Annotated in this window: 13 protein-coding genes and 1 pseudogene; 8 read left to right on the plus strand and 6 right to left on the minus strand. The window is 54.8% G+C overall.

All coding sequences use genetic code 11. The features are described from left to right. Nucleotides 1-24: 24 nt before the first annotated feature. Both K3T83_RS36690 and K3T83_RS36695 read right to left on the minus strand, forming a co-directional pair. Nucleotides 25-1,911, minus strand: coding sequence for a glycoside hydrolase family 15 protein (locus tag K3T83_RS36690; protein ID WP_220207863.1), 1,887 nt, complete (start codon nucleotides 1,909-1,911; stop codon nucleotides 25-27). Between the two features lie 10 nt (nucleotides 1,912-1,921). Next, on the minus strand, nucleotides 1,922-2,692 hold the full coding sequence (locus K3T83_RS36695) for a glucose 1-dehydrogenase (RefSeq protein WP_220207864.1): 771 nt from the start codon (nucleotides 2,690-2,692) through the stop codon (nucleotides 1,922-1,924). Between the two features lie 250 nt (nucleotides 2,693-2,942). Between K3T83_RS36695 and K3T83_RS36700 the strand changes: the two genes are divergently transcribed. The 8 genes from K3T83_RS36700 (at nucleotide 2,943) to K3T83_RS36730 (ending at nucleotide 12,094) form a co-directional block, all read left to right on the plus strand. Next, the gene (locus K3T83_RS36700) at nucleotides 2,943-4,265 is read left to right on the plus strand and encodes a GAF domain-containing sensor histidine kinase (protein ID WP_220207865.1); all 1,323 of its coding nucleotides are present in this window, start codon (nucleotides 2,943-2,945) and stop codon (nucleotides 4,263-4,265) included. Further along, nucleotides 4,243-4,923 (plus strand): response regulator transcription factor, encoded by a 681-nt coding sequence (locus K3T83_RS36705; RefSeq protein ID WP_220207866.1) that lies wholly within the window; start codon nucleotides 4,243-4,245, stop codon nucleotides 4,921-4,923. Before K3T83_RS36700 ends, K3T83_RS36705 begins: the two co-directional genes overlap by 23 nt. Before the next feature lie 162 nt (nucleotides 4,924-5,085). Continuing rightward, nucleotides 5,086-6,888, plus strand: coding sequence for a thiamine pyrophosphate-requiring protein (locus K3T83_RS36710; RefSeq protein ID WP_220207867.1), 1,803 nt, complete (start codon nucleotides 5,086-5,088; stop codon nucleotides 6,886-6,888). 2 nt (nucleotides 6,889-6,890) lie between these two features. Next, entirely contained in the window at nucleotides 6,891-8,009 is a 1,119-nt protein-coding gene (locus K3T83_RS36715; protein WP_220207868.1) for an enolase C-terminal domain-like protein, read from the plus strand. A 45-nt stretch (nucleotides 8,010-8,054) separates the two neighbouring features. After that, on the plus strand, nucleotides 8,055-8,807 hold the full coding sequence (locus tag K3T83_RS56540; RefSeq protein WP_236065065.1) for an FAD-binding oxidoreductase: 753 nt from the start codon (nucleotides 8,055-8,057) through the stop codon (nucleotides 8,805-8,807). Continuing rightward, nucleotides 8,738-10,309: a GMC oxidoreductase gene (locus tag K3T83_RS58090; protein WP_373324638.1), complete on the plus strand. Its 1,572-nt coding sequence runs from the start codon at nucleotides 8,738-8,740 to the stop codon at nucleotides 10,307-10,309. Before K3T83_RS56540 ends, K3T83_RS58090 begins: the two co-directional genes overlap by 70 nt. 15 nt (nucleotides 10,310-10,324) lie before the next feature. Next, nucleotides 10,325-11,539, plus strand: a complete 1,215-nt coding sequence (locus tag K3T83_RS36725; protein WP_220207870.1) for a M24 family metallopeptidase — start codon at nucleotides 10,325-10,327, stop codon at nucleotides 11,537-11,539. A 123-nt stretch (nucleotides 11,540-11,662) separates the two neighbouring features. After that, on the plus strand, nucleotides 11,663-12,094 hold the full coding sequence (locus K3T83_RS36730; RefSeq protein WP_220207871.1) for an SMI1/KNR4 family protein: 432 nt from the start codon (nucleotides 11,663-11,665) through the stop codon (nucleotides 12,092-12,094). Nucleotides 12,095-12,558: 464 nt separating this feature from the next. Here the strand turns inward: K3T83_RS36730 and K3T83_RS58095 are convergent. The 4 genes and pseudogenes from K3T83_RS58095 to K3T83_RS36745 all read right to left on the minus strand — a co-directional run. Then, nucleotides 12,559-12,645: pseudogene (locus K3T83_RS58095) on the minus strand (epoxide hydrolase (part 1)); the annotation flags it as partial. A gap of 141 nt (nucleotides 12,646-12,786) precedes the next feature. Further along, a complete protein-coding gene (locus K3T83_RS36735; RefSeq protein WP_220207872.1) occupies nucleotides 12,787-14,319 on the minus strand; it encodes a hypothetical protein in 1,533 nt (510 codons plus the stop codon). Between the two features lie 11 nt (nucleotides 14,320-14,330). After that, on the minus strand, nucleotides 14,331-15,206 hold the full coding sequence (locus K3T83_RS36740) for an ABC transporter ATP-binding protein (protein ID WP_220207873.1): 876 nt from the start codon (nucleotides 15,204-15,206) through the stop codon (nucleotides 14,331-14,333). A 132-nt stretch (nucleotides 15,207-15,338) separates the two neighbouring features. Next, the gene (locus tag K3T83_RS36745) at nucleotides 15,339-16,289 is read right to left on the minus strand and encodes an ABC transporter permease (protein ID WP_220207874.1); all 951 of its coding nucleotides are present in this window, start codon (nucleotides 16,287-16,289) and stop codon (nucleotides 15,339-15,341) included. Between the last annotated feature and the right edge of the window lie 65 nt (nucleotides 16,290-16,354).

Here is a 16,354-nt window from a genome sequence, read left to right on the forward strand (position 1 = left end):
TCTATTGCTCCTCTAGCTATCCTCTCAGTCGTACAAGCTTTGAGCTGTAGAATGAGCATGGCCGCGTTGAGTGCTGAGCGCCTTGTCCAGATGGTAGCAGGCAGTAATCAGGGCCAGATGCGAGAAAGCCTGGGGAAAGTTGCCCAGCGCCTCTCCGGTCGGGCTGATCTCTTCCGCATAGAGACCGACATGGTTGCTATACGAGAGCAGTTTTTCGAGCTTCAAGCGGGCCTCATCCAGCCGTCCGGCTCGCGCCAGATTTTCTACGAGCCAGAAACTACAGGCGCTAAAGGTGCCCTCTTTGCTCTGAAAGCCATCGTCGGCGGCCTCTTGCGGGCTGTAGCGATGGATCAGTGCGCCCGCGCTCAACTCCTGCTCGATGCGGCGAATGGTGGAAAGCATGCGCGGTTCTCTGGTGCCAGTAAAATTGGTGATGAGCAGCAATAATGAACTGGCATCGACGGCCTCGCTTCCGTAGTATTGAACAAAGCTCTGTTTTTCATCGCTCCATCCCTTGTGCATGATCTGTTCGTAAATCTGTGCGCGGATTTTGACCCAATCCTGTGTAGGAGCAGGCCAGCCGCGATGACGAGTCATGCGAATGGCGCGATCGAAGGCGACCCAGCTCATCAAGCGCGAATGAAGAAACTGTTTGGGACCGCCACGAACCTCCCAGATGCCCTCGTCCGGTTCCTCCCAATGTTGACTTAACCAATCGAGGAGGCGACGAACGTTGACCCAGAGATCATAGGTGATGGCCTCGTAGCGATTGAATACATGGATCGCATCCATCATTTCCCCATAGATATCGAGCTGTTTTTGCTTATATGCCCCATTGCCGATGCGCACGGGCCGACTCTTTCGATAGCCCTCTAGGTGATCGAGCGTGGTTTCGGTCAGGTCGTGTTCGCCCTTGATCCCATACATGGGCTGAAGCGCGCCCCCGTCTTTTAGCTCGTGGCAGCGCTCATCAAGCCAGTCCATAAACGCTTCAGCCTCCTGAGTCAAGCCGAGCGTGAGCAGACTGTATAGCGAGAATGAGGCATCGCGAATCCAGGTGTAGCGATAATCCCAGTTGCGCCCGTTGCCAACGCTCTCTGGCAGACTGGTGGTGGGAGCTGCCACGATAGCACCTGTTGGAGCATAGGTGAGCAGTTTGAGGACGAGGGCCGAACGCTGTACCATTTCGCGCCATCGCCCCTGATAGCGACACTGTGAGAGCCAGTTTTGCCAGTAGTGCGAGGTCTCATGGAAGGCGGTCTGATAGGCATCTTCCGAGAGTGGGTGTGGTGCTGGCCCGTTCTCTCTTGTGCTTTGCAGGAGGAAATGCATTGTATCGCCACGATAGAGCGTAAACGTAGCCTGCACGCCGCCGCGATCATCTTGCTCAAATTGTACTGGAGAGGCGAGCATCAGACGAAAGCTCGCGTGTTGGAACGTTGCCCCCTCTTTTGAAACATCGACTTCGTGGGTGTCGCGAGCGTAGTTAAAGGCCGGTCGGCAGGTAAGCCTGAACGAGAGAGAGCCATGTACGACAGAAACGGAGCGAATGAGCATATGTTGATGCTCAGACGTGCCTATTTCTTTAATGGGCATAAAATCGGTTAGCTCTGCCACCCCATCAACGCTGAGAAAGCGCGTCAGTAGAATATTGGTTTCCGGCAGGTAGAGTTGGTGACATTTCACGCCTGACATCTCGGCCGGCGAGATGCGGAAAAAGCCAGCCTTTTCCGCATCGAGAACAGTGCCAAAGATGCTTGGAGAGTCAAAGCGAGGTAGACAGCACCAGTCAATAGAGCCATTTTTGCCTACCAGTGCCACCGTATGCAGATCGCCGATGAGCGCATAATCTTCAATAGGCTGATATTCTTTTGAGGGATGGAACGATGGATGCGTCCTTGTCTCTGACATGCCCGACCCCCTATAGTCCACCAGTGTTGCGCATCAGGCCGCCGTCGATAAAGAATGTGGTTCCAGTAACATAGGCTGCGGCGTCTGAAGCCAGGTAGAGAGCCATTTTTGCTACCTCTTCCGGTTGAGCCATACGATGCAACGGAATTTCAGCGAGCAGCGCCTTCATCTTCTCCGGGTCGGCCTCGACATCGCGATCAATAGGCGTGTGAACTGCTCCCGGACCGATATTATTGACGGTGATATTATGCGGGGCCAGTTCTAGGCAGATTGTGCGCGTGAGCATGCGCATGCCACCTTTCGCACAACAATAGGGAACGTTGCCGGGCATGGGCAGGTCTTCATGGACCGAGGAGACATTGATAATGCGGCCAGATGTCTTGCGCTTGACCATTTCACGGGCCGCCAGTTGAGCGCCAAAGAAGGTGCCTTTGAGATCAACCCCCAGCACGCGATCAAAATTTTCCTCCGTCTCCTCCAGAAATGGGCTGTGAATTTCCATGCCAGCATTGTTCACCATGATATCCAGGCGGTCGAATTGCTGAATGGTCTGCTGGATAAGATGGACCACCTGTTGGTATTGTGAAACATCAGCCTGAATAACAATAGCCTTTCCGTTGTTCTTTTTAATCGTCTGAAGTACTTCTTCCGCCTTTTGCTGCGAGTGGGCATAGTTGATGACAACTGTTGCCCCTTCCCGCGCAAATTCAATAGCGATGGCGCGGCCAATACCACTATCTGAGCCAGTGATAACGGCAACTTTCTGATCGAGTTGTCCCATAAGATCTATCCTTTCTGTATTGAGCATGAGCTTATCTTCTAGAGAAGAGAATGTAATCTGTTTCAAGTGTAGGAGGCGATGGTAAAGGGACGGTAAGAAGGAATAGGTGAAGAAGGCATTTGTATGCGCATGCAGTAGAGGTAACTTTTTAGAGGAGAACTGCGTGTAACAATTGCACGGAGGATCTATTACAAGGAAGAAAGACAGAGGAAGCTCCCCAATCGGCGGAGAGATTTTGTGATGGAGAAAAATGAGTCAGCTTTCCGATGAGGATCAGGAGGGCAGGAAACGTGATCGGCTCTTGCTCACGCTTGAACGGCTCCTGAAGATGGAGGCTCTCGAAGTCAAAGCGATGCTCAACGAGATGGCACAACTGGTGGCAGAGGTGCTTGAAGCGGAGAAGGTCGATGTTTTCCTCTACGATGCCTCGATAGATATATTGGTGGCGCTTGGAACCAGCAATACCCCTTTAGGGAAACGACAACACGCACTTGGCTTAGATCGGTTGCCCCTGACTAATGGTGGTTATATCGTGAAGGTCTTTCTGACAGGAGCGACGTATTTGACAGGACATCTAGACCAGGAGCCAGAGCGTATTAGCAGCATGGTCAACACCGAGGGGCTGGGCCTGCGTTCGGAGATGATAGTCGCGTTAGATGTAAATGGTGAGCGGCGAGGCGTGCTGATGGCCTCTTCACGTGCTCCCGATTTTTTCTCGGAGCAAGATCTCTCCTTTCTTGAAGCGGTTGCTGGATGGATTGGTACAGTGATCCATAAAACGGAGTTGAGCGAGCGTCTCAGAGAGGAAGCCGTGCAGCGCAACCGACGTATGCTGGCGGAAGAGTTGTTGACAATGGTGGCTCATAGTCTGCGTGGCTATCTTACCCCATTGAGGATACATGTCGATCTGATACAGATGCGCGCACAGCAGCAAAAGAGAGGCGAGGATATCCACGATGCGGTTGCTGTTAAGGGCGTACTGCATCGTCTGGTTCGCCTGATTTCAGATCTGCTCGACGTGGCCCGTCTGGATCAAGGCTTCTTTTATCTCAAAGAACAACCCGTCAATCTGGCTCATCTGGTGCGGGAAACAGCAAACGCTTTTGAGACGCCTGATATTGAGATCGTGGTGGATACTCCCGAGGAAGTGATGGTTATTGGCGATGCTGAGCGGCTCAGTCAGGCTTTGGAGAATTTGCTGAGCAATGCTGTTGCCCACGCGTATAAAAAGACGCTCGTTCTGGTCAAGCTGACTATTGAGATGAATGAAGACAAGCAGATGGCGGTTCTGACGGTAAGTAATCGTGGGCCAGCAATACCAGTAGAACTGTTGCCGCGCCTCTTTCAGCCGTTTGTGAAAAGTCCACATTCAAGAGGGTTGGGACTGGGCCTCTTCCTGACCCACAGGATCGCCATTGTCCATCGTGGCACGCTCAGTATGCGTTCGGCTGACGGAGACTATATTCAGTTTGCGCTCGTATTGCCCCTCGCCCTTAGATATACAACAGAGAGTAAGCTTACCGCTTCGCTTTCTGATTCAGGAGATAAAGATGAAAAGGATATTAGTTGTTGAAGATGAACCATGTATTGCTTCTGCATTGAGTCGCGGCCTGACCTTTCAGGGATTTGCTGTGCAGGTGGCAGCAAGTGGTGAGGCGGCGCTTGAAAATATGCGTATCTGCCCACAGGATCTGGTTCTGCTCGATGTGATGCTCCCGGATATGAATGGCTTTGAAGTGTGTCGTCGCTTGCGGGATATGGAAGATAAAGCACTGCCCATTTTGATGCTCACAGCACGCGATGAGGTGAAAGATAAGATCACCGGGCTTGATAGTGGTGCTGACGACTATATCACCAAGCCGTTTGATTTCGATGAGTTGGTGGCGCGCATACGAGCCGGGTTGCGCCGCGTAATGGACACACAGCATGTTACGCATAAGCTCGTGGTTAATGATCTGGTGCTGGATACTGAGGCGCGTCAGGCATGGCGTGGCGGCAAGGCGCTTGAACTGACAAAACGCGAGTATGATCTGCTTGAGTTGTTGATGCGCAATAATGGTCACGTGCTGACGAAAGGGTGTATTTTTGAGCGCGTCTGGGGTTATGACAGCGAGGCCGGGTTAGAGGTCATCAAAGTGTATATGAACTACATTCGCGCCAAGCTCAACATCGGAGGGAAGCCCGACCTGATTCATGCCGTGCGCGGAGTTGGTTACGTTTTGAAAGCGTAAATTGATCTGGATTACAGTTTTACCAAACTATAACCAAACATTGCTACACTGAGAACAGCGAGGTGAAGAAGTACAAGGCTTTGTCCTGAATAATGAATTTTAACAATTTACCTGGATTATTTGGTTAATCTTCATTCTAACGATAGAAAGATAGGAGAAGCAATGGGTGATACAGTCAGTGATTTTCTATTGAAACGGCTCTCAGCATGGGGAGTCAAACGTATCTTCGGGTATCCAGGCGATGGTATTCTTGGTATCATGAGCGCTCTGGAACGTCAGCCAGATCTCTTTCAATTTGTGCAGGTGCGCCATGAAGAGATGGCGGCTTTTATGGCCTCCGGGCACGCGAAATTTACCGGGCAGCTCGGCGTCTGTATGGCAACATCGGGACCGGGCGCGATACATCTGCTCAACGGCCTATACGATGCTAAGATGGATCACCAGCCCGTCCTTGCCATCGTTGGACAATCCGCTCGGACCGCGCTTGGTGGCAATTACCAGCAAGAAGTTGATCTGATGAACCTGTTTAAAGACGTTGCCGGTGAGTACGTTCACACATGCACAGATGCGGTTCAGATGAGGCAACTGGTGGATCGAGCTTGTCGCATTGCCCTGGCCGAGCGAACAGTGACATGTATTATTATGCCAAAAGATGTGCAGGATCTGGACGCTGTAGATAAGCCGCCGCACAAGCACAACACGGTGCATACCAGCGTCGGCTACTCGTATCCTTACACCACTCCCAGTCGTGAAGACCTGCAACGTGCTGCCGACATCCTCAATGCCGGGAAGAAGGTGGCGATTTTGATTGGTGCTGGCGCGATGGATGCGGGGCAGGAAGTGACGCAGGTTGCCGACTTGTTGGGTTGTGGGGTGGCGAAAGCCTTGCTGGGGAAAGCAGCGCTGCCAGATGATCTGCCCTTTGTCACGGGAGGTCTCGGCTTACTGGGAACCACGCCAAGCTGGAATATGATGATGGACTGCGATACCCTGCTGATGGTTGGTTCCAGCTTCCCCTATTCCGAGTTTTTACCGAAAGAGGGGCAGGCGCGCGGTATCCAGATCGATATTGACCCACGCATGCTTGGTATTCGCTATCCTATGGAGTTGAATTTGACTGGTGATAGCGTGCAATCGTTGCGAGCGCTAATCCCGCTGCTCAAGCGAAAAGAGGATCGTTCGTGGCGCAAGAAGATTGAGTCCGACATTCGCGATTGGTGGCGAGTTGTGGAGGCACGCGCAAAAGAGGGCGCTGATCCGATCAATCCCGAGTATGTCACCTGGGAACTCTCGCCACGCCTGCCCGATAAAGCGATCTTGAGCGCCGATTCGGGGACGACTGCTAACTGGTATGGTCGCACCGTCAAGATGCGCGAGGGCATGAAGGGATCGGTTTCGGGCAGTCTCGCCTCGCTTGGTGCTGCGGTGCCATATGCGATTGCTGCCAAATTTGCCTATCCCGACCGCGTACCAGTTGCGCTCACCGGCGATGGCGCGTTCCAGATGAACGGCATGAATGAACTGATCACCGTGAAGAAGTACTGGCAGGAATGGAGCGATCCACGCATCGTCTTTATCGTCTACAACAACCAGGATCTCAACCAGGTCACGTGGGAGCAGCGCATTGAGGCTGGCGATCCCAAACTCCCGATCACGCAAAGCATTCCCAATCTGCCCTATGCGGCTTTTGCCGATTCGCTCGGCTTCCAGGGTATTCGCGTTGAGAGGCCAGAGGATGTGGGGCGCGCCATCGATACCGCCCTGGCAGCCAATCGCCCGGTTGTGATCGATGTCTCGACCGATCCGAATGTGCCGACGCTGCCGCCGCATATCACCTTCGAGCAGGCCAAGAACTATAGCACCGCCCTATTGCATATGGACCCTGATGAGGGTGGCATTATCAAGGAGTCGGTGAAGAGTCTGGTGGAAGGGGTCGTACCCGGCGTAGGAGAGAAGGGGCGATAGCGATGGTAAGGACACGTTTTGGGAACAAAGGCGTTCCCATCGAGCGGCTTGATGTCTCAGCGTATACGGTGCCGACCGATTTCCCTGAGTCGGACGGCACCTATACCTGGGATAAAACGACGATTGTGCTTGTGGAGGCAAGTGCTGGAGGGAAGCGCAGTGTCGGTTATACCTATGCCGATACTGCCACCGCCAAACTGATCGATGAAATGCTCAAAGAGATCGTCGTTGATCAGGATGCAATGGCGGTGCCGGGTATCTGGAAACAGATGGTACAGGCTATCCGCAATCTTGGCCGCCCCGGAATATGCTCGATGGCAATTGCAGCTGTGGATGCCTCGCTCTGGGACTTGAAGGCACGGCTGCTTGATTTGCCACTGGTGACGCTTCTGGGTCAGGTCCGCACAAGTGCACCCATTTATGGCAGCGGCGGCTTCACCTCCTATTCATCCGAGCAGTTACAGGGGCAACTTGGTGGTTGGGTTGCTCAAGGGATTGGTCGGGTCAAGATGAAGATCGGGCGGCAACCGGACGACGATCCACGCCGGGTGGCTCAGGCCCGTGAAGCGATTGGTCCCGACGCGGAACTCTTTGTCGATGCCAATGGAGCCTATAGCCGGAAGGAGGCGCTGGCTCTGGCGCGCATCTTCACTGTTGATTCTGGCGTGACCTGGTTTGAAGAGCCTGTTTCTTCTGACGATCTGGAGGGGTTGCATCTGATTCGTGATCTCGCTCCGGCAGGAATGGATATTGCAGCTGGCGAGTATGGCTATGATCTCTGGTATTTTCGGCGCATGCTGGAGGCGGAGGCGGTCGATGTGCTTCAGGCCGATGCTACGCGCTGTGCGGGTATCACCGGGTTCCTGGCTGTTGGGGCGCTCTGTGAGGCGCGTTCGCTGCAATTGTCTTCCCACTGTGGACCAGCTTTGCATATACATCCATGTTGTGCCGTGCCGAACTTCCGGCATATGGAATACTTTCACGATCACGTTCGCATCGAACACCTCTTCTTCGACGGCGTCCTTACTCCCATTGAAGGAGCGTTGCACCCTGACCTCTCGCGTCCAGGCATGGGGCTTGAATTCAAACGCTCTGATGTGGCTGCCTATGCCGTTTCATGATGCTTGCCAGGGTATCGTATGGATTAACGGAAAGAAGATGAGCAGGTGAAACAGGTCGTGGTTCTCAACGAAAATGCGCAGACGTTTGTGCAGAACAGCAACGTGCATAGCATGCCGATGACGAAGATCGAGATTGATGTGGAGGCGTTGGAGCGCGATTTGCGGGCAAAAGTACGCGGCGAGGTGCGCTTTTTTGATGAGGGCAGTCGGGCGCTCTACACCACCGATGCCTCGAATTATCGACAGGTGCCAATCGGCGTGGTGATTCCGAAAGATACCAACGATGTGGTAGCTGCAGTGGCTGCCTGTCGCCAATATGCCGTGCCGCCGCTGGCACGTGGCGGTGGTACAAGCCTCGCGGGACAGTGCTGCAATGTGGCGGTTGTGCTGGATATGCCCAAGTATATGAATAATATCATTGAGTTGGACCAGGAGCAGCGGCGCGCCCGTGTGCGGCCCGGCTTTATTCTCGATCATTTGCGCAATGCCGCAGAAAAATATCATCTCACCTTTGGACCAGATCCCGCAACGCATAATCACTGCACGCTTGGCGTTATGATCGGCAACAATTCGTGTGGAGTGCATGCGCTGACTATAACCTTGATGAGCTGCTGCCGGAGAATGGCTTTAATGTCGCTGGAGCTCTGGTCGGCAGCGAGTCCACTTGTGTGGTCGTCCTGGAAGCAACAACGCGATTGGTGCAGAGTCCGCCGTTACGCACCATTGTTGTGTTTGGCTATGCTGATATCTACAGCTGTTGCGATCAAATTCCCATGTTGTTGCAGTATCACCCGATAGGGCTGGAGGGTTTCGATGATGGCCTGATCGATGACCAGCGCAAAAAAGGGCTGCATAAGGATGAGGTAGCGCTTTTTCCCGAAGGTCGGGGCTGGCTGATCGTCGAATTTGGTGGCAACGGCAAAGAGGAGGCCAATGGTCAGGCGCGCAAGCTAATGGAGCGCCTCAAGAGCCAGGACCATTCACCCGCAATGAGGCTGTCTGATGATCCAGCGCAAGAGGCGTTGATCTGGTCAGTGCGCGAGTCTGCGTTGCTGACAAAGCTTGGCCTCGATTATCAGACACTCGATTCTGGCTGCTGTGGGATGGCGGGAGCCTTTGGCTTTGAGAAGGGTCACTATGCCATCTCAATGCAGATCGGCAAGCGTGTCTTGCTTCCAGCAGTGCGCCAGGCCGAACCAGAGACGTTGATTATCGCCGATGGGTTTAGCTGTCGAGAGCAAATCGAACAATCTACAGATCGGTACGCTCTGCATCTGGCTCAGGTAATCCAGATGGCGCTGCATGAAGGACAGGGTGGAGCCACAGGCGAGGGAGATGAAGGGGGTGCGGAACAGGCAAAGCCATTCTCTGTGACAGGGGTGAGCTACTTTGATTCTGATGGCAACGAGCGCGAGTTGAAGGCAAAGGTCGTCATTGTCAGCGGCTATGCGATTGAAACGCCGCGTCTGTTGTTGAACTCGGCCTGTCCAGGGTTTGAAAATGGGCTGGCGAACTCTAGCGGGACGGTCGGCAAATATCTGATGGTGCAGATAGGCAACGTCGTGCTGGCTCGCTTTGAAGATCCGGTTCGCATGTATAAAGCACCGCCAGCCCACGCTCTGACCGAAGAGTTTTACGAGACCGATCCAAAGCGCGATTTTGCGCGGGGCTTTGCCATTCAAACGGTTGGACCGTTGCCCATCGCCTTTAGCAAGCAAATGCTTGTCGCGAAGAGCGCATGGGGCTGGGGTATGCGCCGGGTCATGATGGACTATAACCACTGGGCCGCACTGGGCGTGTTGGGCGAGATTCTACCCTGGGAAGAGAACAGAGTGACGCTGGCCGACGAAACGGATCACTACGGTCTGCGCGTGGCGAAGGTGACGTTCCGGTTGCACGACAACGATAAAAAGGTCGCGAAGGCCGGGGTAGAAAAGACGACGGAGATCATGTATGCAGCGGGGGCACAAGAGGTCGTGGAGGAGCCGCGATACGCTCACCTGGTCGGCGGCGCTCGCATGGGCAATGATCCGCGTACATCGGTGACAGACAGCTTTGGACGAACGCACGATATCGCGAACCTGTTCGTTTGTGACGGTAGCTTGCTACCTACGCAAGGATCGGCGAATCCTGGTCTCACTATTCAAGCGCTTGCAGCTCGCACTGCCGACTATATCATCTCAAACGGTAAGCACCTCCTTTCAGATTATCCTGAAACGGTCTCCGTCGCGCATCCACCAGCCCGGCAAAATATGTCTCCGGCAGGGACAGCCAATAAGGGCGTGCCGCGCATTAAATAAAAAGAGGAACACACAATGAATATACAACGACTTGACCAGCTCAGGGCACTGTTTGCACGAGAGGGCTATCATGCTCTGCTCTGTCGCATGCCGCAGCACGTGGTGATGTTTACCGGCTATCAGCCAATTCTCGGCAATACTTTTTGTCTGATCTCGCTCAATACTGCACACGAGCTAGAAATGCGCCTCGCTGTGCCAGTCGATGAGCAGGATATGGTGCCACAAGTGGGGATAAAGGAAGTAAATACGTTTGCTGAAGAGACAATGACGTATATTGGCACCACGCTTGATGCTGTGCGTAAGCCGCTTGGTGAGCTTTTGCGTGCGGCTGGACTGAACGAAGGCGCAGTTGTTGGAATCGAAGGAGGACGCTCGCCGATCATCCCCACATATACGCAGGTCGGCGTGACGGGGCCGGAGACACGCGATCTGCTCCATCTGCTGTTGTTGGGAGGAGAGTATCGCGATGCAACGTCTTTGCTGGACGAACTGGCGGCGATCAAAACTGAAGAGGAACTGGCGGCGATCAGGCGGAGCGAGGCGGTGGCCTGTGCAGGTTTTGCGGCGGCGCGTGCTGCGATTCATCCCGGAGCAACTGAGGCTGATGTGGCAGCCGCAACCTATGCCGCTTTGTTGCGCGCGGGGTATGCAGCACCCAGAGCGTATCACGTGCAGCCCCATGTTCACGTGATGGCGGGGCCGCGAGCCGCATTCGCCTATCGAGCGTTTAACCTGACCTCGCACGCATCTATCAATCAGGGCGATACCGTGACGGTGCAGATGGAGATCGGCGTGAATGGCTACTGGGCGGAACTGACACGGACGTTCTTTGTTGGCAGCATCAGCGAGGAGTGGCGCGCGGCTCATCAAGCTTGCGTGGCCGCGCAGGACGCCGCATTGCAGCATATTCGCGAGGGAGCCAGTGCCAGAGAGGTTGATGGTGCCGCGCGCCATGTCATGGGCCAGGCAGGCTTCGGCTCGGCGTTTAAACATGGGCTTGGGCACGGTTTTGGCTTCCAGGCGATTAACCACGCGGCGGCCCCGGTGCTGCACCCCGCCTCGAATGCGACGTTGCAGAGCGGAATGGTTCACAATATGGAGCCTGCCGTTTATCTGGACGGGAAAGGTGGCCTGCGCCTCAACGATAATGTGGCAGTTCGTCGCAGTGGCAATGAGTTGCTTTCGCAGCAGCTCTCGCGCGATCTCGACTGGCTGGTGGTGAATGAATAATGAAATTAAGTGAGTTGACGGATAAATGGCCGACGAATATACTGACCACACCATGCTTTGAGCAGGCCGTCATGATTTCTGATTCCTCGTATGACCCAACGATGAAAGGCAGGGTGTAAGACAGTGGTTGTTACGTATCTCCGCCAAGAGCTTCCAGCGTCGCCTCACCTGATTTCCCAACTGGAGCAGCGTCTTGGGCAGTCATTACCCCCTTCATACCATAACTATCTCCTTGAGCAGGATGGAGGTCGGTTAGACAATAATCATGAAGCCGTCAAAGATATTTTTGGGTTGAGCAACGTTCCTGGCTCGGCAAGTATGTGGAGAATTCTCGATACATACCACAACCGCGTTCCAGCTTGGCTGTTGCCTGTGGCACGCGATGAGTATGGGAACTTGTTCGCCATTTCCTTGCGCAGTGAAGACCTGGGTTCGGTCTGGTTCTGGGACCATGAAGAGGAAGCCGATGAGGGGGAACCACCAACCGAAGACAATATTGAACGCAAAGCGTCTGACTGGCTCTCCTTCCTGGATTCTCTCCAACCTCTCCAATAAGGCCCTTGTTTTGTTTCCTGTCCAAAGGAGAACGGGTTGCTAAAACATCGCCATTGAAAACATTGTAGAAGAGAGAGTGTTGCCAATTGCTTGCTGATTCAATGCAATTGGGAGATCACCACGAGGTGCGAATTACCATGCAAGGAGATGCCAACTGTTTTCCAAAGTGTATTCAAACATATTCAAAAGACAAAATTTAGCATGATAAAGCTGCTCAAGTAGGAGAACCACTTGAGCAGCTTTAAAATCACGAGGGTTGAAAATTTTAGCAGAACGATAAGGCAGTAAAGTGTTCAGTGAAGAACAATGGGCGAGATCGTTCTTATCCAGCCTGTTGTTTCTCACGCTAATTGACGCACCCAGGACAGGAAGTATACGCGATCATCACGTGACGTAGGTAGCTCTGGGGGATCAGAGTACTCAGAGCGGCAGGATATCCTCTCGGTGCAACGACAGGCAGGCTACCAACGGCCGCCTTTGTCGAGCTTGTTGTAATATATGAGTTTGGGATAGGTGCGCTTGGTCCAACTCTTCGGAGCCTGATAGAGTTCGTAAATTGCGCGTGCCGATTCCGGTTCGGCGGATCAAACCGCCGAACTGGATGGCAATGGGTGTTTCCTGATGCCTGATCCGAACAACTGGCCTGCCTTCGGGAGGCACCTCCCAGGCTAGGGAAAATCTCGACAGCAGCCTCAAGTACCTCTGCGGTGCAACTGGAAGACGGCCAGGCCGAGAGCAAGCGCTGTGTAGCCACAGAGCACAGAGAAGCCAGCCCACGGGGCTAGCGGGTAGTACCCGGCTGGTGGCGTGTAGAGGCCGATTACCTGCGGATATTCGGGAATGCTCTGCTGGATCGCGAACCCAGCGGCTGGTGTGAGCCGCAGCAACCACTGGGACACGGCAAGGGGCGCAAGGTTGGCGAGGATGAAGGACAAGACCGCGAGTATGAAGCCGACGATCACGGCAACGACGCGACGCTGGAACAAGGCACCAAGGGCAAGGGCGAAGACGGCAACGACCCCCACGAGCGCTGCGGTACCGACCACGACACGCAGTTCGATGAGAGGGGCCACCGGCTGGACCGTTTTGCCGTTCGAGAGCATGATGTGCTTGCCGAGTTGGACCGTGATGGCGGCGGCCACCAACTGGATAGTAAAAGTGACCAGGCTGATCACGATAGCCTTCGCGACCAACACCCGCCCAGGTTTCGGATTCGCCTGCTCTGAGGCGTAGATACGGCCGGGCAGACGTCCAGAAGTGCTGAAGAATACTGCTACGATGATCACCACGATCAGCCCAAACACTGTGCCGATGAGGAAGCGTTCGGTGGTCCAGCCCTCCTCAGTCCCTGGTGCGACGTCGCCGGACCCGGTCACGGTAAACGTATCGCCAGATCTGTTAAAGCTTCCAATGGACAAAGCTGGTACGCCATTGATGAGGTTCCCCACAGACGGAGCTGATTTGTCCTGGAGGCTTCCTACACTGGTGCCGGTCCACCTATTGCCATGCAGGCTAACGTGGTCGAAGGTAGCAGTGGCTTGAGTGAGGCGGCTGGCATGCTCTTGTACAGTCACGTCGCCCGGTGAGGTAACGAAGAGTCCAATCTGGACTGTGGCAGGCAGCCCGACCAGATGAGCCGTGCCGATCTGGGTCCACCGCGTGCCGTCAGTTGATTCGTAACCAGTGAGTATGTCACCAGAACGGGTTAGCCGTAGCCAGCGTGGGGATTGCGCAGAGACTCCGCCTGGGCTGCCAGCTGTGTCCTGAGTGAAGTTGTACTGCATCCGCGTCCCATGACTGCCGGTGATCATCATGGCTGCGTAGGCTGACCCCTGCTTCATGTTCTCCTTGATCATGATCCCGGCCTTCGCCCACGGCACGACGCCAGGGACAATCTGGTCGTGGTTGGGTGGTGGGTAGGTGATCAGGCCGCTCAGCGAGGTGACGCGTACCGTCATGCTGCCATCCCCGGCAAGGGGCTGATGCACGAAGTAGAACTTGTCCCTCACCGCTTCACCGCCTGGCCCAATTGGGACAGGAGGGCAGGCACTTCCGTTTGGACCTTCGCAATGCATGAGTCCTGTCGCCGCGAGTCCCAAGAGCACTGTCACCAACGCCGCGACTACCATTGCGATCAAAGAGCCTCGGGCTTGACAGAATGTGGTCCACTCTGAGCGCAGCACTTGCGCAAAGCCAACGCTATCGGTTCTTTTGGGTTTCATCATTTTTCCTCCTCTCAGGCACGAACCTCTTGCCTGCCCGTCGCCAGCAGATAGGCTTCTTCCAGGCTGGGGGAAACTTCGATAGCGGCCTCGTGCGGGCGCGTAGCGCTGATGAGCCGCAGCGTGACGCCGTTCATCTGGTTGACCATTGTGCTGACCTGGTAGCTCGCCTGTAACTGCAAGGCGGTGATCTGATTGGTCGTCACGCTCCAGACCTTTCCGGCGGCGTGTGCCAATAACACTTCTGGAGTCGTATCAGCCAGCATGTGCCCCTCCTGCAAAATCAGCAAGCGGTTGGCAACAGCCTCCACATCGGTGATGATATGGGTACTGAGAATGATAATCCGGTTGCTGGTCAGGCTGGCAAGCAGGGTGCGAAAACGCACACGCTCGGCGGGGTCGAGTCCTACGGTCGGCTCATCGACAATTAAGAGTTCGGGATCGTTGAGCAGAGACTGTGCGATACCGATACGCTGCTTCATGCCGCCAGAATAGGTGGGCAGCTTGCGGTCGGCTATCTGCTCCACCTGCACCATCTCCATCACCTCGTCAACGCGTCGGTGGACCAGCGACCTGGGCAACCCTTTCATTGAAGCTAGGTAGCGCAGGAACTGTCGTCCGGTGAACTCCGGATAGACGCCGAAATCCTGGGGAAGATAACCCAATACCTGCCGGAGCGCCTTGCCATGAGCGTGGATATCCTGCCCATTCCAACAGATAGTTCCCTCGGTAGGGGTCAGTAGGGTCGCAATCATGCGCATCAAGGTCGTCTTGCCGGCACCATTGGGGCCAACCAATCCGAGCATGCCCGGCCCGCAGCGCAGCGATAGCTCACGCAACGCCCAATGCTGCCCATAACGCTTACTCAGGTGTTCAATCGTCAATTCCATCACTGTTCTCTCTTCTTCAGTAAACTCGTTGCAAGCCCTCTCGACTGAAGGCGAAAGCAAAGGGGAACTTCGTGTTTTTTTCCTCACATGCCATTTCTCTGCTTATGACCATTGAAGTCGCGCACAAACATCTTAGCTGGGCATGGTGCGAGACCGCTGAAAGGCAAGGGCCGCGACCAGTACCAGTAGCAGACTGAGGACGGCCAACAACTGGTGTGGTACAAACCAGCCTGTGATGTCGGGCATCTGGTTCTCAACGGTGAAGAGGATCTGCTGGAGTTGAGCCTGACTGGTTATCGTACTGAGGTGAAGGGAATACTTGGGGAGCAGTCCGAGCGCGGTGACCGAGCTGGTCGGGTCCCAATTGACGTACCAGGTAGGGGGAGGAGTGTCGTGGAACCCGTTGGGCAGAATCACCGCCCCTATGACCCACACCACGAGGATCACGATCTTGACCAGAGTAGCCATGTGGGGGAGCAATGTGCTCAGGGCGAAGCCGAGGCTGCTCACCAGAACCGTCGCTGGTAAGACCATGCCGACCCAGAGGAGCAGCACAACGCCGGTCGGAGGCAAGGGATACGTCGGGACGGTCATATGCAGCAGCAGGCCCACTAGGAGGATGGCAACTAGCAAAAGCCCGGCCAGCCCCAGGCTGATCAGCAGGCCCGTCAGGTAGCGTCCCCAGACATAGGCCCAGGTTGGTAGCGAGGTCGTCAGAAGTAGTTCATGGGTGCGTCGGGAGAGATCCCGCGTCACGCCATCAGCCGTGACAAAGGGCAGGAGGAGAACCAGCAGCAGCAAAGACGCTGATGGAAGGTTTGTAAGCAGCCCCCAGGCGCTCGTTCCGGCAACGAAGCCGTCCAACGCTTCCTGGCCGGGCATGGTCGATCTGCCGAATTGGGATGGCATCTTCATAGCCCATATTACGAAGAGCAAGAAACAGAAGAAGCCGAGGGCCTGAAGCCAGAAGAGGCGGCTGGCGAAGAAGCGACGAAGCTCCCAGGTCATAACGCTCAGGAGCGGATGCGGGCGCTCGATAGCCCGGGTTTGCTGACCAGTTCCGGTCAGCGTAGTTATATTCATGGGACACTCCTTTTGTGTGTTCGATTTTGGAGGTGCGAGCTGGGTGTTGCACGTGCCCTCTTACG

It is taken from the genome of Reticulibacter mediterranei, assembly GCF_016587455.1.